At 63.2% G+C, this 22,655-nt stretch carries 23 protein-coding genes; 17 read left to right on the forward strand and 6 right to left on the reverse strand.

The window, feature by feature from the left end:
- The first annotated feature begins 347 nt into the window (after nt 1-347).
- From CSC94_RS11885 to acmB, 5 genes are all read left to right on the forward strand, one after another.
- Nucleotides 348-1,484 carry a hypothetical protein gene (locus tag CSC94_RS11885; protein ID WP_133122879.1) on the forward strand — a complete coding sequence of 379 codons (1,137 nt, stop codon included), beginning with the start codon at nt 348-350 and terminating at the stop codon, nt 1,482-1,484.
- Between the two features lie 527 nt (nt 1,485-2,011).
- Nucleotides 2,012-2,935, forward strand: a complete 924-nt coding sequence (locus CSC94_RS11890) for a hypothetical protein (protein ID WP_245408336.1) — start codon at nt 2,012-2,014, stop codon at nt 2,933-2,935.
- 97 nt (nt 2,936-3,032) lie between these two features.
- Complete coding sequence (locus CSC94_RS11895; RefSeq protein ID WP_099306565.1) at nt 3,033-3,620, forward strand: transcriptional regulator; 588 nt, start codon at nt 3,033-3,035, stop codon at nt 3,618-3,620.
- 614 nt (nt 3,621-4,234) lie between these two features.
- Nucleotides 4,235-5,245, forward strand: coding sequence for an AraC family transcriptional regulator (locus tag CSC94_RS11900; RefSeq protein ID WP_099306566.1), 1,011 nt, complete (start codon nt 4,235-4,237; stop codon nt 5,243-5,245).
- Nucleotides 5,246-5,345: 100 nt separating this feature from the next.
- Nucleotides 5,346-6,542, forward strand: a complete 1,197-nt coding sequence (gene acmB / locus CSC94_RS11905) for a methyl acetate hydrolase AcmB (protein WP_099306567.1) — start codon at nt 5,346-5,348, stop codon at nt 6,540-6,542.
- Nucleotides 6,543-6,751: 209 nt separating this feature from the next.
- Here acmB and CSC94_RS11910 read toward each other — a convergent pair whose 3' ends face one another.
- The 5 genes from CSC94_RS11910 to CSC94_RS11935 form a co-directional block, all read right to left on the reverse strand.
- Nucleotides 6,752-7,117, reverse strand: a complete 366-nt coding sequence (locus tag CSC94_RS11910; RefSeq protein ID WP_205853299.1) for a cupin domain-containing protein — start codon at nt 7,115-7,117, stop codon at nt 6,752-6,754.
- Nucleotides 7,118-7,969: 852 nt separating this feature from the next.
- The gene (locus tag CSC94_RS11920) at nt 7,970-9,196 is read right to left on the reverse strand and encodes a cytochrome P450 (protein WP_099306569.1); all 1,227 of its coding nucleotides are present in this window, start codon (nt 9,194-9,196) and stop codon (nt 7,970-7,972) included.
- Nucleotides 9,197-9,218: 22 nt separating this feature from the next.
- Nucleotides 9,219-9,548: a 2Fe-2S iron-sulfur cluster-binding protein gene (locus CSC94_RS11925; protein ID WP_099306570.1), complete on the reverse strand. Its 330-nt coding sequence runs from the start codon at nt 9,546-9,548 to the stop codon at nt 9,219-9,221.
- Nucleotides 9,548-10,912 carry a metal-dependent hydrolase family protein gene (locus tag CSC94_RS11930; RefSeq protein ID WP_099306571.1) on the reverse strand — a complete coding sequence of 455 codons (1,365 nt, stop codon included), beginning with the start codon at nt 10,910-10,912 and terminating at the stop codon, nt 9,548-9,550. The genes CSC94_RS11925 and CSC94_RS11930 overlap by 1 nt, the downstream gene beginning before the upstream one ends.
- A 9-nt stretch (nt 10,913-10,921) precedes the next feature.
- Nucleotides 10,922-11,920, reverse strand: a complete 999-nt coding sequence (locus CSC94_RS11935) for an amidohydrolase family protein (RefSeq protein ID WP_205853300.1) — start codon at nt 11,918-11,920, stop codon at nt 10,922-10,924.
- A 136-nt stretch (nt 11,921-12,056) separates the two neighbouring features.
- On the opposite strand from CSC94_RS11935, the gene CSC94_RS11940 reads away from it, so the two are divergent.
- From CSC94_RS11940 to CSC94_RS11995, 12 genes are all read left to right on the forward strand, one after another.
- The gene (locus CSC94_RS11940) at nt 12,057-12,536 is read left to right on the forward strand and encodes a MarR family winged helix-turn-helix transcriptional regulator (protein ID WP_099306572.1); all 480 of its coding nucleotides are present in this window, start codon (nt 12,057-12,059) and stop codon (nt 12,534-12,536) included.
- A gap of 227 nt (nt 12,537-12,763) precedes the next feature.
- Nucleotides 12,764-13,987, forward strand: coding sequence for a cytochrome P450 (locus CSC94_RS11945; RefSeq protein ID WP_099306573.1), 1,224 nt, complete (start codon nt 12,764-12,766; stop codon nt 13,985-13,987).
- Entirely contained in the window at nt 13,984-14,733 is a 750-nt protein-coding gene (locus CSC94_RS11950) for an SDR family NAD(P)-dependent oxidoreductase (RefSeq protein ID WP_099306698.1), read from the forward strand. Before CSC94_RS11945 ends, CSC94_RS11950 begins: the two co-directional genes overlap by 4 nt.
- On the forward strand, nt 14,730-15,383 hold the full coding sequence (locus tag CSC94_RS11955; protein WP_099306574.1) for a ThuA domain-containing protein: 654 nt from the start codon (nt 14,730-14,732) through the stop codon (nt 15,381-15,383). Before CSC94_RS11950 ends, CSC94_RS11955 begins: the two co-directional genes overlap by 4 nt.
- Before the next feature lies 1 nt (nt 15,384).
- On the forward strand, nt 15,385-16,149 hold the full coding sequence (locus CSC94_RS11960; protein WP_099306575.1) for an SDR family NAD(P)-dependent oxidoreductase: 765 nt from the start codon (nt 15,385-15,387) through the stop codon (nt 16,147-16,149).
- Between the two features lie 13 nt (nt 16,150-16,162).
- A complete protein-coding gene (locus tag CSC94_RS11965; protein ID WP_099306576.1) occupies nt 16,163-16,489 on the forward strand; it encodes an NIPSNAP family protein in 327 nt (108 codons plus the stop codon).
- A gap of 157 nt (nt 16,490-16,646) precedes the next feature.
- Entirely contained in the window at nt 16,647-17,537 is an 891-nt protein-coding gene (locus tag CSC94_RS11970; RefSeq protein WP_099306577.1) for a branched-chain amino acid ABC transporter permease, read from the forward strand.
- A complete protein-coding gene (locus tag CSC94_RS11975) occupies nt 17,534-18,397 on the forward strand; it encodes a branched-chain amino acid ABC transporter permease (RefSeq protein ID WP_099306578.1) in 864 nt (287 codons plus the stop codon). The genes CSC94_RS11970 and CSC94_RS11975 overlap by 4 nt, the downstream gene beginning before the upstream one ends.
- Entirely contained in the window at nt 18,394-19,149 is a 756-nt protein-coding gene (locus CSC94_RS11980) for an ABC transporter ATP-binding protein (RefSeq protein WP_099306579.1), read from the forward strand. Before CSC94_RS11975 ends, CSC94_RS11980 begins: the two co-directional genes overlap by 4 nt.
- 5 nt (nt 19,150-19,154) lie before the next feature.
- The gene (locus tag CSC94_RS11985) at nt 19,155-19,859 is read left to right on the forward strand and encodes an ABC transporter ATP-binding protein (protein ID WP_099306580.1); all 705 of its coding nucleotides are present in this window, start codon (nt 19,155-19,157) and stop codon (nt 19,857-19,859) included.
- 35 nt (nt 19,860-19,894) lie between these two features.
- Complete coding sequence (locus tag CSC94_RS11990) at nt 19,895-21,007, forward strand: ABC transporter substrate-binding protein (protein WP_165784414.1); 1,113 nt, start codon at nt 19,895-19,897, stop codon at nt 21,005-21,007.
- A 69-nt stretch (nt 21,008-21,076) separates the two neighbouring features.
- Complete coding sequence (locus CSC94_RS11995; protein WP_099306582.1) at nt 21,077-21,856, forward strand: SDR family oxidoreductase; 780 nt, start codon at nt 21,077-21,079, stop codon at nt 21,854-21,856.
- A 33-nt stretch (nt 21,857-21,889) separates the two neighbouring features.
- Here CSC94_RS11995 and CSC94_RS12000 read toward each other — a convergent pair whose 3' ends face one another.
- Nucleotides 21,890-22,597 carry a helix-turn-helix transcriptional regulator gene (locus CSC94_RS12000; protein WP_099306583.1) on the reverse strand — a complete coding sequence of 236 codons (708 nt, stop codon included), beginning with the start codon at nt 22,595-22,597 and terminating at the stop codon, nt 21,890-21,892.
- Nucleotides 22,598-22,655 lie beyond the last annotated feature (58 nt).

Below are 22,655 nucleotides of genomic sequence, written 5' to 3' on the forward strand. Positions count from 1 at the left end.
AATTGCTCAATGGTTCGGATGGCGTCAATTTAATGGACGGCCGGAATATAGTCATCCGCTGTCAAGCGGAGCCAGTTTTCAAATCAGGTGTGCTCGCATTCTTTCTGGCATCTGCTTTGCGCCGCCAACTTGGATATACAGGAGGCAACGGCCCGTACCTAAGAGCGGACGTCGCTTGCAAAGAGGCCCTGTCGCCCATGCGCAATAAGCGCACTACAGACTTCGTCATTTCAACCATCTTGCTGCTGTGTCGAACAGAGGAATTCTTTAAAAAGGGGCGCAGATCGGGGCGCGGTCGGCGTGAAGTCGTATGTTCATGGGCAAAAGCTAGGTTGGATTGAATTCGAATGGGCGCAGAGCGAAAACAACTTTCAACTGAAGTAAGACGGGCAATATGGGAGGTGTGGGAAAAGAAGTCAGCTTATACCGGCGAGCCCGTGACGTGGACTCAGTTACACGTCGATCACGTTATTCCGATTACTAAGCCGGAGCTACTGGAAGCGCTTAAGGCCAAGAGGCTAGTCCCAGCCGATTTTGATATCAACGGCTTCGAGAACCTGTTGCCATCCATTAGCTTTCAAAATCAGGGCAAATCCGCCAAGCAGATGGGAGAACCCGCATTAGTCTACTATCTCGAGCTGGCCCGGCAGAAAAAGTCAGAAATTGTGAAGCGCCTAGCTGCACGACTCAAGTCGAATGATGAGATCAAGTCCTATCTCGCCCTGAAGGCAGCATCCGAGAAAAATGATGTCTCTCCGGAGGAAATGGTCAGTGTCTTCGCTCACCAGTTCGACGGCACTGTGACTTTGCGTATCACGCCGGAGATCGAAGGGACACAGTCCGCCACTGCCAATTCGTCTGTAGCCGCGACACTTATGGATAAGCCGTTTGCCCTGGGCCGCGGCACCGTTAGCGAAGTCATCTTACATTCCTCGAACGGCGATTCAGTCACCTGCAGGACAAGCAACGAGTTTATTCGTGCTCAAGAGTTGGGCTACTTCGCGCAAACGCAGACTGAGATGAAGATAGCCAGCATGGCCAATGAAACGACCGAAGCGTTGCGGGCCATCCGCGACTCGTCGTTCGCCGAGGAGTCCGCATTGCGTGAGCCAATCGTGAAGCTGAAGCATTTTGATCGCTGGTCGGCGGAATGGGTGACAGAAGGACTTTTCGAGCCAGAAGACGTGGAGGGAGCTATGGGCCTGCTAACCGTCGCAGATGTGGTGAACGCCGGCATCTGCGAAGTCGAAAGTCTTGGAGACCACGAAGTTAGATTCATCGTTCACAATGGCCTAGACGTGATGATGCGGGAATCTATGAGGGCCGATCTCGATGGCGATAGATGGGAAGAAATACTAGTGTTTCACTATCTATCGGCGGCTCGAGCAGGTGGTTCTTTCGGCCACGGACAAGCAGTCATGGCAAAGATCGAGGATGACGGGTTACTTCACATGAAGGTGTACCCACCATCCAAGACAACATAACCCGGGCTGAACAAAGTTCCGCTTTGGGCCAAATTCAGGCTGCAACGTTAGACCCGCTATGTCAGCTTTGAGTGTTGATTTTCGTGTAGGCGACTGTCTCCTCCCGGCCCCGAAGCGGCCCTTTGGAAATGCGCCCCCAAATCAGTCATTTGGGTCGACCGGGCAATATCGCGAAAGCTGTCGGCGGCGGAGATCGCTGTCACGTCTGTGATGGGGTGGGAAGGGGACTGGCAGCTTTTGGCTAGCCGGCTTATGGAAGCAGACATGCACTCAAAGCGGACTGTAGCCTTGCGCCCCGTTGCAGGCATTCAGTAATGCGCTTGATTGGCCCGCAAAACGATCGTCACTCGCTGGACGGGTGCTAAATGCTTCTAATTTGTGCTTTTCGTTAATTGTTGATGCTAGCTGCTTGGACTAGTTCTAGGTGCCGGCAGACAGTCACCCAGATTACCGACCGATCAATCAGGCTTGAACTGGCACGATAAAACTAGGCATGCTTGCATGCCAAACATACGGGAGACGTAGGATTGTCTGACAAAAAGTCGCGAGATCTGCTCTCGGACAAACGCTTTGACGTGGAACACGCACTCAATATGCATGCGGCAAGCTTCTTTTACATGCCTGCAGCCGGCATCTACGATCGCGAAAGGCTGGAACCTCACGCCGAGCTCATCGCCAAGTGCCATATTTACTTGATCGGCTTTGTGCCCCGTGTGAATTTTGTCAACGCAGCGCAGAAGGATAGAGATCTCGTCTTGACATACGAAATACTGGGGAAATCCTACGATCTAGTCTGGGAGCTTCCGCCAGAGGCGATGCTGCATCACGAGAACGGTCTCTGGTATGTGGGGGACGGCACAGGCCGGCGGTTCTTTCCTAACGAGGGAGCCTGCCTTCAGCGCCTCAACCATCAGTACGGGGTCATTAAGTTCCTGGTAAAATACATTGGCCAAGCCTACGGCCAAGACGGGTCCCGCAGTGCCTTAGACCGCCTTATCAAGCACGAGACGTTGCAGAAAATATCGCTCTTGGGAGCGCCAGAAGGCTACCGATTGGAACTCATTCTGCTCCAGGTCGAACCGGACAATCAGATCATCACGATCTTCAACCCTTTCGCTGAGAATAAGAAGGATGGCAGCGCCCGCATCGATCAGGGTCTGGAGAAGCTGTTCAACACCAGTGAGGAGGAGCGGGTGGCGCTTTATGAAGCGGCCATGATCCGGTACTTTTCGCCGGAATTTAATATGGAATACAAAAACAGCTTCCCCTCGACGACCCTGAAGATCTTACAGGATTGCTACGACAAGGATTTTTCAGCTGTCAGTGCCGAGCTCGTTCTCGATGACCTTCCAGTCACACTGTATTCTGAAGCTGTAACGCCTACTGACATGCATTTTGCCTTTCACGATCTACACACCGACGAAGCCCGAAAAGTTTTCTTCGCCATGTAGCTGTGAATTGACGGTGCACCCATTCTAGCCGGCAGCATCGACATAGATCTCCCGGCACCTCAACGAACGACCCGACTCCTGCTATAAGTTAAAAAAAATGCTGCTTTCGACCGCCGAAGATCTCGCCCTTTTCGTAGATGAACTCAAACGGGAGTCCGATCGGGGCCTTGCCCTTGTTGGAGTCGCTCTCATAGACGACAAGCTTGGGGACACCCTCAAAGCCTTTTTCCGCGAAGGGGCGCCGAACGGCCGCCTGGTTGACGATCCCAATGCGCCTCTCAGCACATTCTCGTCACGCGCGGACGCCTGCTACGCCCTTGGCCTCATTGATCACTTTGAGTTTGCTGAAATTGGCCTGCTACGCAAAGTGCGTAACGAGTTCGCCCATGCAAAGCACGGCCTCTCGTTCCAATCACCGAGGGTTCAGGGCCTTTGCTCAAGCCTGAAGGCAGACCTGCCGCAGGATGCAGGCTACCCCCTTACCGAACCGCGATTCCGATACACCAATTCCGTGGTGGCGATGGCGCTGCGGCTTTACCACCGGCCGGATTGGGTCGCCTTGGAGCGGCGCACCTCAAAGGGCTACTTCCCGCAAGGGGAGACAACTTGGCGATCTTTTGCCCAGAATCCTCCACCCAATGGGCGGCCTTTCTTGGCCATCGGCAAAGCAAAACCTGAGCGATAGCGGCGGAATTTAGCCCGACTGAAGCGTCTTTATCGATGTCCACCCTCCCCACCCCCGATCATGTATGAAGTCAGTCCCTTACAAACGTCTGCTTTCGGGAAGCCGCCCCAGACTTTGGAATGTCTGACATGGGGTCGGACGCGGCCATGTGGGTCGCTCATACTCTATGGCAGCTATTTCCTCCGGGCCTCCAGAGCCGGACAGTCCGCTCACGGCCCCCGAAGCGTCCTCTCGGGAATGCGCGCGCCAACCTGTTCCTTCAAGCTCATTGCATCGAGTTCGAAAGCGGCCCTAAGCGGAGAGCGTTAGGGCGCCGAGAACGGGCAAAGACCTGACTATTGATGGGCCGTACCGCCCCATAGCCTACGTATGACCGCAAGATCGATATTGGAAGATCGGGTGCAAAGTCGACCCTCCGGCATGGGCTGGCCATCGTCGCGAAGTTGCCTGCAGGGTTCCTCGCATCTTAGTTTATCAAATGCGATCGCTCCTGCAGCGACCGATCAACGGTCCTCTGAGTTCCGTCTCAGGCCTTGTATTATTGATCAATTGTCCCGGAAATCAGCCAGACCTAGACTGGCAAATAGAGGCAAACGTCGTGGGAGGAGGATGTCATGCTCGACAATGCGCTGCTGGTACGCCCCGACGGCGAAGCCATCGATCACGGACATGCCAGCCGTTCGCGCGACTGGGACGAGGTCCAGGACTTCTGCCGCAAGGTCTACATGCCTTACCGAGTCCGCCCGATCGAACAGTTCTCACTGCCGGATGCGACCCTAATCTCGTCAAGGGTCGGGCGAGTGATGTTGACCCGCTTTTCCTACGGCGTGCCCATCCACCTTGATGAATTCGACCCCGGGGCGGGAAATGTTCTCGTTCTCAACACGCTGCGGGGATCGTTGCGCCATAAGCAGGGCGAGACCACCGATACGGAGACAGCCGCTGGAGACAGTTTTGTTGTCGATTGCTCGCGCACCGACTACTGGCTCGACGGCGACCGGGATCACATGCAACTGAACCTGACCATTCCGCACGACGTCCTGGCGGAAACGGCGGAGCGCTGGTTCGGCTTCGTTCCGGACGATGCCTTGTGGACACGGCGGATCCGGTTTGGCGGCGCGTCATCCCGTTGGATGGTGCTGCTCGACTATGTAACCCGAACGTTGACCGCAGACCTGCCGCTGCCTCCGCAGGGGGCGATCGGGCGTCATTTGGAAGAGATGATCTGCCTCGACCTGCTGCGCGAATGGTCGGCCGGCGCAGGTTTCCGGCTTGACCATGGCGGGCGTGCGGCCGCGCCCTATTACGTCCGCCAGGCCGAGGCCATTCTGGAGGCCGAAGCACGGAAAGGGCCGACCATCGCCGATGTTGCCAGCCGGGTCGGCGTTTCCGGACGCACGCTGAACGAGGGCTTCCGGCGTTTCAGGGGGCGCAGCCCGCGAGACTTTCTTGCCGCACGTCGGCTGGACGGATTCCGGGAGGACCTCCTCATTTCGCCACCTGATATCAACATCGCCCAAATCGCTGCAGCCTGGGGCTATGTTAGTTTCGGCCCCCTGGCGGTGCGTTACCGAGCCCGCTTCGGCGAAAAACCCTCGGACACGCGCAAGCGCTCGCTACATTGAACAAGGCCTGACATTCAGCGACATTTGCTTCCGCTGGCTGACAGACGGAGTTTTGCATCGCCAGTAGCCTTCCTGGATCGTTCACATCTGGGAGGAGACGATGACCACACTGAAATCCGAATGCGACGCCGTCTTGGATAACGTCACCCGTAGCACCCCCCGCGTACCGGGTGTTGTCGCGATGGTCACGGACAGGGCCGGGGACATCTACGCCGGTTCAGCGGGCGAACGCCGTCTCGGCGGCTCGCCGATGGACGCCGATACCGTTTTCGCCATCTTTTCGACCACCAAGGCAATCACCGGTACAACCGCGCTGCAATGCCTGGAGGATGGTTTGCTGGATCTTGACGCCCCGGCGAAGGAATACGCGCCGGCCATTGGCAACCTGAAAGTGATCGACGGCTTCGACGCAGCCGGCCAGCCGCGGCTCCGAGCGCCGAAATCCGATGTCACGACGCGCCAGTTGCTGCTTCATGTCGGAGGGTTCGGATATGATTTCTTCAACAGCACATATTGCCGACTTGCCGAAGAGCACGGTCAGCCTTCTGTCGTTTCAGGCACCCGGGCAGCGATCGAGACGCCACTGCTTTTCGATCCCGGCGAGCGGTGGGAGTATGGCACCAATATCGACTGGGTCGGTCAAGTCGTCGAGGGCATCCGCGGCAAGCGGCTGGGCGACGTCATGAAAGAGCGCGTCTTCGATCCGCTCGGCATGGTCGAGACTGCCTTCACCCGAACCACGGACATGAAAGCGCGCACTGCCACGATCCATGCCCGTGGCGCGGACGGCAGCCTGACCCCCATGGATGAGTTCGCGCTTCCCGACAATCCGGAAGTCGATATGGGGGGGCATGGTCTCTACGGCACCGTTCGGGACTACATGAAATTTATCCGGATGTGGCTGAATGACGGGTCCGGCCCAAGTGGCCGTGTGCTGAAGCCGGAGACCGTCGCCATGGCCGTGAAGGGTGGGCTGATCAAGCCGAAACAGCAGGTGACCATGCTTCCGGGCATCATTCCGGCTCTTTCGAATGACGCGGAATTCTTCCCCGGCGTGGAAAAGGACTGGTCGCTCACATTCATGGTCAATGACGCCGAAGCGCCAACAGGACGGCCGGCCGGAGCGATCGGGTGGGCGGGCCTCGCCAATTCCTTCTACTGGATCGACCGGCAGACTGGCATCGGCGGCTACTGGGCAACGCAGATCCTGCCGTTTGGTGACCCCGTCTCGTTCCCTGGCTACTTGGATTTCGAGTCAGCGGTCTACAGGGCGCAGTCGAGATCCCGCGCGGCGTGATACCCTGGACTGCCGGAGCAGCCCGGCATCGGCAGTCCGCTTGTTTCACCGGGATCCCAATTTCCTGCGAAGATGTGGCATCGGTCCAGCGTGCCGCCATGCATGCCACGGGACAGGCCCGTGGGGGCAATTTCAAATCGCCCAAACCCATGATGGAAGCGACCGAAGGAGCGGCGTGGCGAAAGTCGGCGGCGCGCTGAACCTGCCGTTCACATGGCATCGAGATAGGTGACGGAAAATGGCTTGTTTGTGAAAAGCAAGACAGTGACAGCCTGCTCGGCCGTGGCGCCATGCTCTCCTTCGCACCCCTCGGGATACCACACCATGTCGCCAGGTCCGAAGAGGCCGGCCTGGGTGTGCAACTCGCCTTCTATCACCAGAAGCCCATGAGCGCAGGGATGCGAATGTCGGGGCGTGATGGTACCCGCCGGATAACGGACATAGATCGCCTCCATTCCGGTCTCCGGGTCTTTCAGAACACGCGCGGTTTCATACATCCGCCCGGTGACCGGGTTTTCGCGGCGAACAAATGAAATTTCATTCAGTCGAAAAGTCTGCATGTCTGAACCGGTCATGTTCCCTCACAGAGTTAGATCGGCTGGAATTTATCGACGAGTACAAGTTTCTCGGCCATCCGAGGATTGCAGGCCACAGCCCGACTCTCTGCGAAACAGGTCTTGTCAGCTCAAGACGGCTTGACCTTGCTTCGGCGAGATCGCTGCGTAACGGCGCGGTCGCCCTACACTATAGGCGCGCCCCCTGATGGAACGATGTAGTGCATAAATCTTGATTTGTGCACTCACCGGAAACGAAACCGGGCCGCACATGTGGTCTGTGTCAATATGCGTATTGACAGGGAAGTACCGGTAAGCGGTCAGTCAACTTTCGGCCCCATTTCAACCAATCGTTTCGAGTGCCACGAATATTGGCTCTCCGAACCTAGCTACCATCTGAACGCTTTAGATTGCACTGAATTGTGTTGGAAGTCTCATGTTCGAAGGCTGCCGGGAAACTGCCGGGAAACTACACGTATCTGCCGGGATACAGACGAACGAGACACACGAAAATGAAATTTAAATGATTGAGTTTTATATATTTTTATTTATTCCTACCTCGTTTACACCGAGGATGTCGGGAGTTCGAGTCTCTCACCGCCCACCATTCCAGACGATTGATTTCGCCAGGTTGTGAAAACCCGGAAGACTTATGCCCAGCGGTGTTTGCGGACGCCAAACCGGGGGCCACTTTCGCTGGAATTGCTTATCCCCTCGCAATTCCGGACGCCAAACCGGGGGCCACTTTCGCTGGAATTGCTTTTTCCCCGCCGCAATTCCGGACGCGAAACCGGGGGCCACTTTCGCTGGAATTGCTTTTTCCCCGCCGCAATTCCGGACGCGAAACCGGGGGCCACTTTCGCTGGAATTGCTTCAGGCACCGACCGCGAGGTCCGGGTTGAGGCGGAACGGCAGGGTCCGGAAATGCCTGCGGGTCGTGCTCTCGTCGATCTCCACGCTGCGCTCGGGGTCCCGGTCGATGCCGTGCTCCAGCAAGGCCTTGAGCACCATGAAGATGGTGCCGAACTCGGTTTCCTCGTCGCTCTTGTTCGCATCGGTGATCTGGACGCCGACGGCCAGCATCTTGCCGAGGCAGGAATGGGCGCCGGCGCCGAAGGAGAGGCCATGGAGCGGCACACGCCTTTCGGTCTCGCGCAACGGGTTGAAGGATTCGGCATCGGCGCCGAACAGGTCCGGGTTGCGGTTCGCCTTCGTCAGGTCCACCGTCACGTAGTCGTCGGCCGCCGCGTCCTGACCGTCCGGCAGGTGCATCGGGCAGAGGGCCCGCCGCTTGGTGATCGGGCTCGCCGGATGAAGCCGGACCGATTCCCAGATGAATTTCTGCATCAGGACCGGGTCCTCGACGAGGCGCCTGCGGTCCTCCGGATGCCTGTCCAGCCAGTCCAGCACCTCGTTGACCGTGTTCATGAGAACGTTGGCCGTGGTGAAGGCGCCGGCCAGGATGAAGAAGGCGGCGTCCTTGACCCGCTCGTCGTAGGACAGTTCGCTGTCATCGGGGTAGCGCCGCACCTGCGCGGTGATCGCATCGTTGGGCAGGTCCTTCTCGTCGAGCTCGCCGGCCTCGAAGCGCGCCACCAGCGCCCGGCGCCGCGCCAGCGAGGGCTCGAAGAACTCGATGCGGAAGGTCTCCAGCGCTTCCTCCAGTTCGGCCATCAGCCGGTGCCGGTCGGCCGGGTTGGTCAGCTGCCCCATGGTCGGAGCATGGCCGAGCTTGCCGATGAGGGCCAGCAGGCGGTCGGTGTCGGCCTCGGTGTGAGCGCGGTCGATGCCGGCGCTGTCGGCCACCAGGTTGACGAGCACCCGGTAGGCAAAGGCGGTCATGTCGCCCTTGCCGCTTTCGATGACCGGCTGCATGGTCTCGGCCAGGGCCGCGGGAAAGACGTGGTTCTGGTAGTGGCGGAAGAAGGAGCGGTTGAACACGCCCATGAACAGCCGCTTCTTCTCCACGTGCTCCTTGCCGTGCAGGCAGACCACGGTGCGCGGCAGGAAAAGCGTGTCGGCGTCGTAGAGCGCCTGGTGCAGATCGGGGATGCGCAAGGTGGCTTCGCCGTCGCGATAGGTCGTGATGAAATGTTCCATGGCGTTGGTCCTCCGCAGGCGATCACTCTTCCGGTGCAAGCTCGACCTCGAGCCCGTCGATGGCCGGCACGACCTCGACCTGGCAGGCCAGGCGCGATGCGTCGGGGTCGAAATGGACGAGCATGTCCAGCATGGCCAGTTCGAAGTCCTGGCGGGGCGGAAGCCGGTCACGCCATGCTTCCGCAACCCTGACATGGCACGTGCCGCAGGTGGCGCTGCCACCGCATGCGCCTTCGACCGGCAGGCCGGCATCATCGCGCAGGGCGAACATCAGCGGTCCGCCGACCGGGATCCGGTGTTCCCTGCGCTCCCCCTTGCGGTCCGTGACCGTGACCGTGATCGCCTCGCCCATCAGTGCAGTTCCTCCACGATGAGCGGTTCCGGTTCCCGCTCCGACCCGAACGCCACGGCGCGGGTCAGGCGCGAGCCCATCGAGGCCAGCCGCCAGCCGGGAATGGCCTTGCGCCTGGGTGGCGGCGAGAGGTCCTTTTCCACGCCCGCGATCATCACGGTCCTGATGTTGTCGGGATCGCCGAGGCTCGGAATGTTCTCCTCGACCCGGCCCTTCACGCAGATGATGTCGGCCTGGTAGCCGGGCGCGATCACGCCGGTGAGGCCGTCCATCTTCAGCGCGAAGGCGCCCTTCTGGGTGGCACACTGGATGGCCTCCAGCGGCGACAGGCCGAAATAGGTCATGAAGACTTCCATCTCGCGGTAGTGCCAGTCGCCATAGGGCACCATGGAGAAGCCGGCTTCCGAGCCGGTCAGCAGGGGCACGCCGGCCTTGTGGGCGGCGGTCATCGTCTCCACCGAATCGGTCAGTTCCCGCTCGAAGATCTTCATCAGGTCCGCCGACGTGCCAAGCTTGTGGCCGAAGTCCACCATGTTGGCCTGGAAGGTGAGCGCAGGCGCGATCGGGATCTTGCGGTCGACGATCTCGGCGAGCGCCTTGTCGTCCATCGCCGTGCCATGAAAGATCAGGTCGAAGCCGGCGATGGCCGCCTTGCGCGTCGCCTCGGCGCCGCGGCAATGCCCCATGACCGGCGTTTCGAGCGCATGGGCCGTGTCGCAGATGAGTTTCAGCTCGTCCAGGGTCCAGACGCACATCTCGCCCTTGTGGGCCTGCCGGGGAATGATCCCGGTCACGTGGACCTTGATCCAGTCGGCGCCGACCTTCACCTGGCGCCTCACCTCGCGGACGATCTCGTCCTTCGAGTTGACGGCCATGTAATAGCCGGTGGTGCCCTCGTCGTTGATGAGGCGGCCGGCGGTGCCGCCGACGCCGGTGATCAGCGCATAGGACCCGCAGGACATGCGCGGCCCCTCGACTATGTTCGCCTCGATGGCGTCGCGCAGGTCGATCATGTTCTCGAAGGTCGAGTCCGGATCCAGCATGCCGGTGACGCCGGCGCGCAGCAGCTTGCGCGCATTGTAGCTGGCGACCAGCGCCGACAGCGCGTTGCGGCGCTGGTGGAAGATCTCTGCGTTGGAGCCGGCATTGTCGAAGGCGAGATGGCAATGGGCATCGATCAGGCCCGGCATGACCGTCTGGCCGGTGGCGTCGATGCGCCTGAGGTCAGGAATGGCCGCCGCTTCCCGGTCGGCCGCATCCCCCACCGCCGCGATGGTGCCGCCGCGAACGAGCACGGAACCCGCAAATGCCGCCCGCCCCGTTCCGTCGATGATGCGGCCGTTCTCGATGATGCAATCCGTCATGGCAAATCCTCATGTCCTGACCCGCAGCAGCCTGCGGGCATTGTCGGCCAGTTTCGGCGGCGGCCGGTGGGAGGCCAGGTCATCCGGCGCGTCCCATCCGGCGAAATTGGTGCCGAACACCAGCCGGTCGTCGCCCACCAGCCCGGTCAGCAGGGCGAGCGAGTTCGCGTTGTTGAGATGGTTGTCGAGCCAGAGCCGCGCGAGGCGGGCCTCGAAGGCGCCGTCCTGGCGGAGGTGGGCCGGCGACCAGGGCCGCTTGCGTGCCGCCATCGCCATGCGGCCGAACAGGTAGCCGGTCGACCCGCCGCCGTGGCTCAGGCAGATATCGAGTCCGGGGTGCCGGTCGAGTACTCCGCCGTAGATGAGGCGGGCGACGGCCAGCGTCTCCTGCGCCGCGAAGCCGACGACGACGTCGAGATCGAAATCCTTCAGGTTGGGGTCACCCGCCGGACCGTCGATGCCGGCCGGCGAGGGATGCAGGAACAGCGGGACGTCGAGCCGGACATGGGCATCGTAGAGCGGGTCCATCACCGGATCGTCGAGCCGGTGCGGCATGTCCGTGCCGAAATAGCCGCCCAGCAGCCCCAGCGAGCCAACGGCGCGCTGCAGTTCCTCCACCGCGGCGGCCGGATCCTGGACCGGGAGCGCGGCGAAGCCGGCCAGTCGGTCCGGGTGCCGGGCAACGAGGGCAGCCAGCGCGTCATTGTGCGCCTGGCAGAATCGGATCGCCAGCGGTGCCTCGACGAAATGGAGGAAGGTCAGCGGATTGGGCGACAGGACCTGGAAATCGATTCCCGCAGCGTCCATCCGGCCCAGGCGCAGGCCCACGTCCATGAAGGGGCTGCCCTGGTAACGCACGCCATCGAGGCGGTAGGAGCCGACCCGGAACCACGGCCTGTCGCTGTCCTGTTCGCCCAGCTCCGGGCCCAGCGCGCCGGCGGTCCCCATGGTTTCTGCCAGAACGGCATGTGCATGCACGTCGATGACGGCAGCGGTTTCGATGCCCAAGGCGGTCCTCCCAAAAACCGGTGATAATATTTTGCATTGAATATGATCGTTTTCGATATATCATGTCAATGTTCTGGACAGGAAGTTTTTTCCGGTAGTATGGAACGCGAGGGACCTGAAGCACTGTGGGGACGATTTGACCAGCAGCGGGAAGACACCGCCGTTCCCGGAGCGGCGCAGACTCGAGGATCGCGTTTCGTTCCTGACGCACAGGATCAACGCCCGCCTGGTGCAGATCTGCAACCCGGTCATCGCCCCCTATAACCTCGACCTCTATTCGTCCCGCATCATCGTGGCGCTGGCGGAGATGGAGGCGATGAAGGTCGGCGAACTGGTCGATCTGATGGCCCTTCCCCAGTCGACCATGTCGCACCAGCTCAAGCGCCTGGAGAAGGATGGCTACGTCCTGCGCACCCGGTCCGACACGGACAACCGGACCGTGGTCATCACGCTCACGGAGAAGGGCAAGAGCGTTGCCGAGACCTGCAACCGCCTGAGCGATCTCGTGCTGTCCTACGTGTCCAGCGAGTTGAGCCGCGAAGAGATCGAAACGCTGAGCGCCCTGCTGCAGCGGGTCTTTTCCAGCCTGCCGTCCGAAATCAGCGACCGTCTCTGACCCCTGCCCTGCGCTTCGCAAGCCCTGTGCCGACAGGAACAATCGTGACATAATATATTGTTGTAAATAGTTTCGATTTCGATATGATTGCTTTCGACAAATAATGCGGTTCCAGGCGATCCGGGTCTCGGCTTCGCTTCCGGAATTGCCAAAAAACAACGGGATAGAGCATCGGAGCGGTTCGTCTGAAGGCGAAGACGCTCGGGACCGCGGGAGGGAGGCCTGGCGTGTCGCAGCCGAAAATCATCACGCAATCGGACCAGATCCTTGCCGGCCTGCGGCATCCGAACCTGAGGCAGGCGCTCTATGACGAGGGCGCGGTCATCATGGACGGCACCCTGCTGACGCTGCACGGCGAGGCGCATCGCAAGCGCCGCCTGCTGGAGTTCCGGGTCTTTCGGCGCGATTTCTTCCACTGGTACGAGAAGACGGTCTTTCCCGCGACGCTCGACGCCACGATCGCGGCGGACATGGCGCTCGGGCGCACCGATCTCGTCGACCTGGGCTACCGGGTGACGATGAACCTGACCGCCGACTTCGCCGGGGTGGACCGTCCGGAACAGTCGGCGGCGGAGACCGCGCACCTTCTGCACCTGGTCGAGACCTTTTCGGCCGGCGCGACCATGGTCCATTCCACGCGGCCGAAAGACGAGGTCCGCGCCGAGGTGAAGGCGGCGATCGCCGACTTCGTTCCGCGCTTCCTGGAGCCTTCGGTGGCGCGACGCAAGGATCTCCTGGCGCAGGCGGAAGCGGGCAGGATCAGCGAGGAAGACCTGCCGCGCGACGTTCTGACCGTCATCCTGCAGAAGGGTGACCCGGCGGAATTCACGCCCGACCTGCTCACCCGCGAAATCGCCTTCTATCTCCAGGCCGGCGCCCATTCGACGGCCAATTCGACCATCCACGCGTTCCACGACATCCAGACCTGGGCCGGCGGCGACCATTCGCGGTGGGAGCGGTTGCAGGCCGATCCGCTGTTTTTCCAGCGTTGCGTTCACGAGAGCCTGCGGCTGCATCCGGCCAGCCCCGTCGCCTGGCGCCGGGCCACCTGCCCGATGTCGCTCGACGGTGCCGGCGACCTCGAAGACGGGGAGATGGTCGAGTTCCGCCTTGCCGAGGCCAACCGCAACCCGGACATCTTCGGACCGGATGCCGACCGGTTCAATCCGCTGCGCAGCGTGAAGGCGCCACACCAGATCTTCGGCCACACGTTCGGAACCGGAACCCATACCTGCCTCGGCCGCGACCTCGACGGCGGCGTGGTGGCCAAGGACGACACCGACCCGGCCACCCACCAGTTCGGCACGATCACCCTGTTCCTGCGCCACCTGTTCCGGTCCGGCGCGCGCCCCGATCCGGACGACGCACCGCGCATGGCCGAGCACACGGCCCGCCCGAACTGGGGCTACTACCCGATCGTTTTCGACACCAGCAAGGAGTGGACGGCGTGAGATCAGCCATCGTGACAGGCGGCAGCGGCGATATCGGCCTGGCTTGCGCGCGGCAACTGGCGCAGGACGGCTACAAGGTTGCCATCCTCGACCTGAACGAGAAGGCGGTCAACGACGCCGCCAGCCAGCACGGCTTCCATCCGCTGATTGCCGATGTCTGCGACGAGGCCGCGGTCGAGGCCGCGCTCGACCGGTTCGGCGAAACGCCGGACGTTCTCGTCAACAATGCCGGCATCGGCCGGTTCGCCCCGCTGGCCGAGATCGACCTGGCGGACTTCCGCAAAGTGGTCGAGGTCAACCTGATCGGCGCCTTCATCGTCGCGCGCGCGTCGGCTCGGCGCATGCTGAAGCGCGGGTCCGGTTCCATCGTCAACATCACCTCGATCAACGCGATCACGACCGGACCGGGTTCCGGCGGCTACCCTGCCGCCAAGGCCGGGCTGCACAAGCTGACCGAGATGATGGCACTGGAATGGGGACCGTCGGGCCTGCGGGTCAACGCCATCGCGCCCGGCTTCATCGACGCCGGCATTTCAACCCCTTTCTACGCCGATCCGGAGGTGCGCGCGCTGCGCGCCGGCGCCGTTCCCTCCAAGCGCCTCGGCCTGGCGGAAGACATTGCCAATGCCGTTTCCTTCCTCGCCAGCGACAAGGCCTCCTACATCAACGGGCATCATCTCGTCGTCGATGGCGGCGTCTCGGTCAGCCTCCTGACGCAACTGCCACGGGCGAAGCGGCCGGCATGAAGAACCTGATCCTGTCGGGAGGAATCTTCCACCCGTTCGACGAGACGTCCGCCAGCATTGCCCGCCATCTCGAAGCGGAGGGCATCTCCTCGCGCATCGCCGGCGTCGCCGAGGGATTCCGGCTGCTTGGCGATGAGGCGTTCGACCTCGTCACCGTCAACGCGCTGTCCTGGTCGATGACCCAGGCCGACAAGTATGAACCCTTCCGCGCGGCTTTCGCCTTCGATCCGCCGCCGGACGCCCGGGAAGCCATGACCCGCCACCTGGAGCGCGGCGGCGGGTTGCTCGGCCTCCACACCGCAGCGATCTGTTTCGACACCTGGCCGGAGTGGCCGGCGATGCTGGGGGCCGGCTGGGTCTGGGGGCAGTCGCACCACCCGGCGCCGGGCTATGTCGACGTCGACACGGGGACGCGGCAGTTCCGGATCTGGGACGAGCTCTATTGCGCCATGGTGCTCGCGCCGGAAACCGCGGTTCTCGCGACGGCCACCAGCGCCGACGTCGAAACAGCGCAACCGGTGATGACCGCCAGCGGCCGCCGGGTCTACCTGTCGCTTGGCCACGACCTCACCGCGACGGAAAACGCCGGGTACCGCGATCTTCTGCTGCGGGGCGCCCGCATCGCGACGGGCCGGGAACAGGAGCGATAGAATGCAGGATGTCTCGAGCATGTCCTTCCTCGTGACCGGGGGCGGAACCGGACTTGGCGCCGGCATCGCCCGCCACCTGGCCGGCCAGGGGGCGAAGGTGACGATCTCCGGCCGCCGGGCCGGGAAACTGGAAGCCGTCGCCGGCGAAATCGGGCCCGGCTGTGCCATCGTCCAGGGCGACGTGGCCGACGCCGACGACCGGCGCCGCATGGTCGAGGCCGCCGTGGCGCACGGCGGTGGGCTGCAGGGACTGGTCAACACCGCCGGCAACATTCTGCGCGGGCCGATCACCGACCTCGCCGCCGAGGACATCGCGCGGCTCATGAACACGAATGTCGTGGCGGGCATGGCGCTGACGGGACTCGCCGTTCCGCACCTCGAACGCGACGGCGGCGCGGTGCTCTTCATCGGCTCTGTCCACACCCGGCGCGCCTATCCCGGCGCCTCACCCTATGCCGCATCCAAGGGCGCAGTGGAGGTGCTGAGCCGCGTCCTTGCAGCCGAGCTCGGGCCGCGCGGCATCCGCGTCAACTGCCTGATCCCCGGCGCCGTTCCGACCGAGATCAACGTCCGCGCCGGCATCGCCAAGGATTTCGGGGAGAACCTCGCCCGGCTGAAATCGATGGAGGACGATCACCCGCTGGGCCGCATCGGCACCCCGGAGGAGATTGCCGAAGCCGCGCATTATCTCCTCTGCGCCCAGTGGACGACCGGCACGTCGGTGGTCGTGGATGGCGGGCTGGCGCTCGGCGTCAGCTACAAGTGAAGGAGGCAGCGCGTTGATCGTCGAACAGAGAACCTACACCTTCCATCCCGGGGCTGTCCCGGTGTTCATGAAGACATACGAGGAAAGCGGTGCCCGCGCCCTTCAGCAGCGGATCCTCGGCAACCTCATCGGCTATTTCGTCACCGAGACCGGCCCGCTGAACCAGACCGTCCACCTGTGGGGCTATGCCTCGCTGGACGACCGGGCCGAACGCCGCGCCGCGCTGATGCGCGAACCGGTCTGGCGGTCTTTCCTCGCCGATATCCTGCCGCTGCTGCAGTCGCAGGAAAGCAAGGTCCTGCTGCCGACGGCCTTCTCGCCACTGGGCGGCGAGAATTGACACGGGAAGTCAATTACGCCAATTTCGATTATATCTATTTCGATCTACATGGACGCGGGAACAGGAAAGTCCGGGGATCAAGGGAGGGAAAATTGATCATGACCTGTCCGGTCAACGCCGGTGCGGACGCTTCGAGCACTCTGGTCGCGGCCTGCTGATGCTGGCGCAACAGCTTCTCAACGGCGTGGTTGTCAGCGGCGTCTACGCGCTGTTCGCGCTGGGTTTCACGCTCGTCTTCGGCATCCAGCGCATTCTCAACCTGGCGCATGGCGCGATCTTCATGACCGGCGCGATGGTGGCCTATTACACGGTTGCCGGCGGAGGCCCGCTGTGGCTCGGCTTCATCCTGGCGATCGTTGCCTCTGGCCTGCTCTCGGTGCTGGTGGAGCTTGTCTGCTTCCGGCGGTTGCGCAAGACCGGCGACGAGGAGTTCGGCGGCATCATCTCCTCCATCGGCGCCGGGCTGGTGATCATGTCGATCGCCCAGCAGGTATCGATGACGCAGGTGCTGCGCTTTCCCTTCGAGACCTTCCCCGTCGTGATCTTCAAGTTCTGGGGCCTCAGGGTCTCGATGCTGCAATTGTTCATGGCCTCGGCGGCCATCATCCTCGTCATCATCCTCGGCTACTTCATCTACCGGACGTCGTTCGGGCGGCGGGTCCGCGCCGTCACCAACAACGAGCATGCGGCCATGCTGATGGGGATCAACCCCAACCGGATCTATTCCCAGACCTATTTCCTGGCCGGTGCGCTGGCCGGGGCCGCGGGGGTGCTCGTCGGCCTGGCTTTCAACTCGATCAATTTCGTGATGGGCGAGCCGTACCTGATGGCCGGCTTCGTCGTCATCATCCTCGGCGGGCTCGGCTCTATCCCCGGCGCGCTGCTGGCCAGCCTCGTGTTCGGGATGGGGCAGACGCTGACCATCGCCTACCTGCCCTCGGGCCTGACCGACACGGTCATCTTCGCGGTGCTGTTCCTGCTGCTGCTGTTCCGCCCGCACGGGCTGATGGGCAAGGAGGAAGCCGGCAACCTGAGGGGCCGCCGATGAGCCAGTTGATCGCGGGCTATCTTCCCCTCTTCGACCTCTACCTGCTGCACCTCGGCCTGGCGTTCAGCCAGTATATCGTGCTGCGGGCGGGCGTGTTCTCGCTGGCGAGCGCCGCGCTTGCCGGCATCGGCGCCTACACGGCGGGCATCTTCGCGGTGAAGCTTGGCGCCCATCCGCTCCTCGGGCTGACCGCCGGCACCCTGACGGGGATGCTGGCAGCGCTCTTCCTGTCCATTCCCCTCGCCCGCCTGCGCGGCGTCTACCAGGCCATCGCCACCGTCGCCTTCATCCAGATCGTCGTGTCGCTCAACATCTACTCGGAGGGTCTGACCGGGGGGGCGATGGGCCTCAACGGCATTCCGAAGTCGGTGGGAACCGGGTCATTGCTGATCGCCGCAGCCGCGGTCACCTACCTGGTCTGGGCGATCGAGCGCAACCGGCTGGGGCGCGCCTTCAACGCCATCCGGCAGGACGAGGCGGTGGCGGCGTCGCTCGGCATTTCCATCACCTGGCACCAGTCGCTCGCCTTCGCCATCTCCGGCGCGCTGGCCGGTCTGTTCGGCGGCCTGCAGGCCTACCATTCCTATGCTCTCGACCCCAACCAGTTCGGCTTCCACCTGCTCATCACCATCCTGTCCTACGTCATCCTTGGCGGCCGGAACTCGGTCCTGGGCCCGCTGATCGGGACGGCCATCCTCATCATCCTGCCGGAACTGGCCCGCCCGCTCGCCGCCAACCGCATGGTGATCTACGGCGCCATGCTGATCGTGGTCATCAACTACCTGCCCAAGGGCATTGCCGATACCGTGATCCAGCAGGTGCGCGACCGCCGCCTGCGCCTGTCCGGGGGCGCGTCATGAGCGTCCTGAAGCTGGACAATGTCTCGAAGCATTTCGGCGGCGTGATCGCGGCCGAAAAGGTCGATATCGAGGTTCCGGCGGGCCAGATCACCGGCCTCATCGGCCCCAACGGCGCGGGCAAGACCACCATCGTCAACATGATCACGGGGATGCTCCCGGTGACCGGCGGCACCATCAGCGTGGCCGGCAACGACATCACCCGCGCCGCTGCCCACGAGATCTGCCGGGCCGGGCTGGCGCGGACCTTCCAGAACATCCGCCTGCTGCCGGAAGCCAGCGTGATCGACAACATCATGGTCGGGTTTCACCGGCACGAGCATTCCTCGACCCTGGCTGCCCTGCTCGGCCTGGGGTCGGCGAACCGGGAAACACGGGACATGCGGGACCGCGCCATGGCGCTCCTCGACAGGTTCGGCATGGCGGGCCTTGCCGCCTACCCCGCCGGCGGCCTCTCCTACGGCCACCAGCGCAAGGTGGAGATGATGCGCGCCCTGGCCTCCGATCCGCAGTTCATCCTGCTCGACGAACCGATCGCCGGCATGAACGACGTGGAAAGCGACGCCCTGGCCGAGATCTTCCAGGGCTTCGCCGGAAGCGGCAAGGGCGTGCTGCTGATCGAGCACAACGTCCGTTTCGTGTCGCGCCTTTGCAACCGGGTCTACGTGCTCGACGGCGGCCGGCTGATCTGCGAGGGCACGCCGGAGCAGGTTCTCAACGATCCGGCGGTCATTACCGCCTACCTGGGAGGCTAGCCCGCATGTTCACCGTGGAGAACATCCAGGTCAGCTACAGCGGCATCCGCGCGCTCCGCGGCGTCTCCATCGAGGTCGCGGACGGCGAGACGGTCGCGCTCATCGGGCCGAACGGCGCGGGCAAATCCAGCCTGCTCAATACCGTTTCCGGCCTTGTCCGCCCGACGGCGGGCTCGGTCCGCTTCCAGGGCAGGGACCTGACGGGCAGCGCGCCCTGGACGGTGACACAAGCCGGCATCCTGCAGGTGCCCGAGGGCCGCCATGTCTTCTCGGAGATGTCGGTGCTGGAAAACCTGCTGATCGGCGAAACCGCCATGCACGGGCGCACGCCGACCCATGGCCTCGACGACATTTTCGCGCTGTTTCCCATCCTCGCGGAACGGCGCGAACAGCTCGCCGGGTCGCTCTCCGGCGGGCAGCAGCAGATGCTGGCCATCGCCCGCGGCCTGATGGGCGCACCAAGGCTGCTGCTGCTCGACGAACCCAGCCTCGGCCTGGCCCCGGTGATCATCGCCCAGGTTTTTTCGGCCCTGGCGGAACTGAAGAAACAGGGCCTGACCATCCTGCTGGTCGAGCAGAACGCGCACCTGGCGCTGTCGGCCTCGGACCGCACCTACGTCATCGAACAGGGCGTCCTCGTGAAATCCGGGAGAAGCGCCGACCTGCAGAACGATCCCGACATCACCGCATCCTATCTCGGCCAGGGTTGAGGCTGGCCGCAACACCGCGAAAGGGAGGAATGACCATGAGAAAACTGAAACTATCGTGCCTTGCCGCCACGGCGATCGCCCTGGCGACGCCCGTCCTGGCCGATGACGTCAAGGTCGGCGTCGTCGTCTCCACCACCCAGACCTACGCCTTCGTCGGCGTGCCTCTGGTCAACGGCATGAAGCTTGCCGCCGACGAGATCAGCGCCGGCAACGGCTGGGGCGGCAACAAGGTCGACATCGTCTACCAGGACAACCGCTCCGACAAGCAGGAGGCCATCGCGCTGATCACGCGGATGGCGGAATCGGAAAACGCCGACATCATCATCGGACCGATCGCGACCTCCGAGGCGATGGCGACCGGCCCGGTGGCCAACAGCCTGAAGATCCCGATGTTCACCACGGCGACGTCGCCCGCCGTGCTGGAGGCCGGCCCCTACATCTTCAAGTCGACCGAAACCGCCGATGCCTACCTGGCGCCGGTCGCCGAACAGGTCATTTCCATGGGACCGAAGTCCTGCTTCGTCGTGACCATCCGCGACAATGAAGGCTATGTGCGGCAACGAGACGTGTTCCGCGCCAGCCTGGAGAAGGCGGGCGTCAACATCGTCGGCGACGAGGGCATCCTGGCCGCCGACACCGACTTCACGGCCCTGTCGACCAAGATCGTTTCGGCAGAGCCGGACTGCCTGTTCGTGACCGCACCGCCGGAACAGGCCGCCAACATCATCATCCAGGCCAAGCAGGCCGGCCTCGAGCCCGACACCATCCTGGCGGGCGATTCCGGCGCCGGATCGCAGAAATTCATCGATGCCGGCGGTTCGGCCATCGAGGGAACGATCTTCCCGGCAAGCTTCGTGGCCGATTCGTCTGAAAGCGCGGCCGCCTTCGCGGCCAATTACCAGAAGGCCTACGGCAACGCGCCGGACCTCTGGGCGGCGACCGGCTACACGATGATGCAGACGGTGGCCAATGCCATCCGCAATGCCGGCAGCGACGTGACCCGCGACAGCCTGCGCGATGCCATGGCCGCGACCAAGGACATGCCGATCGTCATGGGCCAGGGCAAGCTCACCTTCGACGAGAACCGCATCCCGCACATGGGCGGCATAGCGATGATGATCAAGGACGGCGGCTGGGCCAAGCCCTGACCGGCGGACAACACGGCGCGCGCGGGGTCAGACATCCTCGCGCGCGACGCCTTCCAGGAGATTTCTGCCATGGATCTGGGCATCGGCGGACGGCACGCCATCGTGTGCGCCTCGAGCAAGGGACTGGGCCGCGCCTGCGCCACCGAACTGGCGCGCAACGGCGTCCTGGTGACGATCAACGGCACCAGCCGCGAACGGCTCGAGCAGGCGGCAAGCGACATCGAGCGGGAGACGGGCGCAAGCGTGACGCCTGTCGTCGGTGACGTCTCCACCCCCGAAGGCCGGGCCGCCCTCCTGGCGGCCTGCCCGGAGCCCGACATCCTCGTGAACAACAATGCCGGCCCGCCGCTGAAGGATTTCCGCGAGGTGGACCCGGACGCCATGCGCCGCGGGCTTGAGCAGAACATGATCGCGCCGATCGAGATGATCAAGCTGGTCATCGACGGCATGCAGGCGCGCAGGTTCGGCCGGATCGTCAACATCACCTCGGCCTCGGTGAAGATGCCGATCCTCGGTCTCGACCTGTCCAGCGGTGCCCGCGCCGGACTGACCGGGTTCCTCGCCGGCGTCGCGCGATCCGTCGTCAAGGACAACGTCACCATCAACTTCCTGCTGCCGGGCATGTTCGCCACCGACCGGCTGATGGACAGCCACGTGGTCTCCGCGCAGATGAAAGGCACGACGACGGAGGCCTACCGTGCGGCCATCCTCGCCACGCTGCCGGCGGGGCGGTTCGGCGAACCGTCGGAGTTCGGCCAGGCCTGCGCCTACCTGTGCAGCGCCGGTGCCGGCTACGTGACCGGGCAGAACCTCCTCATCGACGGCGGCTGGCACCCGTCCGCGTTCTGACCCGGCGGCCATCGCGTCCCGGCGATCGCACCGTCACCGTCCGCAGAGCGCGAACAGGGAGCCGCGCGAGGAGATGCCGAGTTTCTGGTAGGCGCGCTGGCGGTAGGTCACGACGCTCGTCGCGGCGATCCCCAGATCGGCGGCAATCGCCTCGGCTTTCCGGCCGGACAGGATGCCGAGGCACACGTCGCGTTCGCGCTCCGACAGGACGGCCAGCGGCAACGGGTAACCCGGCTCGGTACGGGCCTCGAAATGCGCCAGGGCCAGGCGGCCGATGATCGTCTCCAGCGGCCGCGGTGCCGCGATCCCGTCGCTTTCCGCATGGTAGAGGTTGACTGCCAGCCTGAGAGAGGGGCCGGCAGCGACCACGGCCGTCTTGCCGGCCAGCCCCGGCCGGTCATAGAACCGCGCGCGATAGTCGGCGGACATGTTCCCGGCGATGTCGCGGCTGTCGATACAGCGCAGGGACCCCGGCGCCATCCCGAGCGCGATGTCATGGACTGGATCCTGGCGGAACCAGCCACGCAGGTATTCCGCCCCGAGGCTGCGGCCCAGCGCCTGGGCGCGAAAATTGCGCGACAGAAGGCAGGCGGCCGCATCGGCGGCATAGCTGAAGACCATGACCTGCGCCGCCCCGGTCCTGCCGACGAGATCGACGAAGGCATCCGTCCAGCCGGCTTCGCCCTGGCTGGCAAGGCAGGCGTCGATGGCTTCCAGCAGCGTCCCGGTTGCGGTTTCCAAGCAGTGTCCTCCCAAAAACAGGACAGAATTCACAGGGCAGAGCCGTTATACGATGATC

The organism is Zhengella mangrovi, from assembly GCF_002727065.1.
In the GTDB taxonomy this organism is placed as follows: domain Bacteria; phylum Pseudomonadota; class Alphaproteobacteria; order Rhizobiales; family Rhizobiaceae; genus Zhengella; species Zhengella mangrovi.

Coding starts and splice junctions, on each gene's coding strand:
- CSC94_RS11885 (WP_133122879.1), top strand. CDS start 348: ATGGGCGCAGAGCGAAAACAACTTTCAACTGAAGTAAGACGGGCAATA.
- CSC94_RS11895 (WP_099306565.1), top strand. CDS start 3,033: ATGCTGCTTTCGACCGCCGAAGATCTCGCCCTTTTCGTAGATGAACTC.
- CSC94_RS11900 (WP_099306566.1), top strand. CDS start 4,235: ATGCTCGACAATGCGCTGCTGGTACGCCCCGACGGCGAAGCCATCGAT.
- acmB (WP_099306567.1), top strand. CDS start 5,346: ATGACCACACTGAAATCCGAATGCGACGCCGTCTTGGATAACGTCACC.
- CSC94_RS11910 (WP_205853299.1), bottom strand. CDS start 7,117: ATGACCGGTTCAGACATGCAGACTTTTCGACTGAATGAAATTTCATTT.
- CSC94_RS11920 (WP_099306569.1), bottom strand. CDS start 9,196: ATGGAACATTTCATCACGACCTATCGCGACGGCGAAGCCACCTTGCGC.
- CSC94_RS11925 (WP_099306570.1), bottom strand. CDS start 9,548: ATGGGCGAGGCGATCACGGTCACGGTCACGGACCGCAAGGGGGAGCGC.
- CSC94_RS11930 (WP_099306571.1), bottom strand. CDS start 10,912: ATGACGGATTGCATCATCGAGAACGGCCGCATCATCGACGGAACGGGG.
- CSC94_RS11955 (WP_099306574.1), top strand. CDS start 14,730: ATGAAGAACCTGATCCTGTCGGGAGGAATCTTCCACCCGTTCGACGAG.
- CSC94_RS11960 (WP_099306575.1), top strand. CDS start 15,385: ATGCAGGATGTCTCGAGCATGTCCTTCCTCGTGACCGGGGGCGGAACC.
- CSC94_RS11970 (WP_099306577.1), top strand. CDS start 16,647: ATGCTGGCGCAACAGCTTCTCAACGGCGTGGTTGTCAGCGGCGTCTAC.
- CSC94_RS11975 (WP_099306578.1), top strand. CDS start 17,534: ATGAGCCAGTTGATCGCGGGCTATCTTCCCCTCTTCGACCTCTACCTG.
- CSC94_RS11980 (WP_099306579.1), top strand. CDS start 18,394: ATGAGCGTCCTGAAGCTGGACAATGTCTCGAAGCATTTCGGCGGCGTG.
- CSC94_RS11985 (WP_099306580.1), top strand. CDS start 19,155: ATGTTCACCGTGGAGAACATCCAGGTCAGCTACAGCGGCATCCGCGCG.
- CSC94_RS11990 (WP_165784414.1), top strand. CDS start 19,895: ATGAGAAAACTGAAACTATCGTGCCTTGCCGCCACGGCGATCGCCCTG.
- CSC94_RS11995 (WP_099306582.1), top strand. CDS start 21,077: ATGGATCTGGGCATCGGCGGACGGCACGCCATCGTGTGCGCCTCGAGC.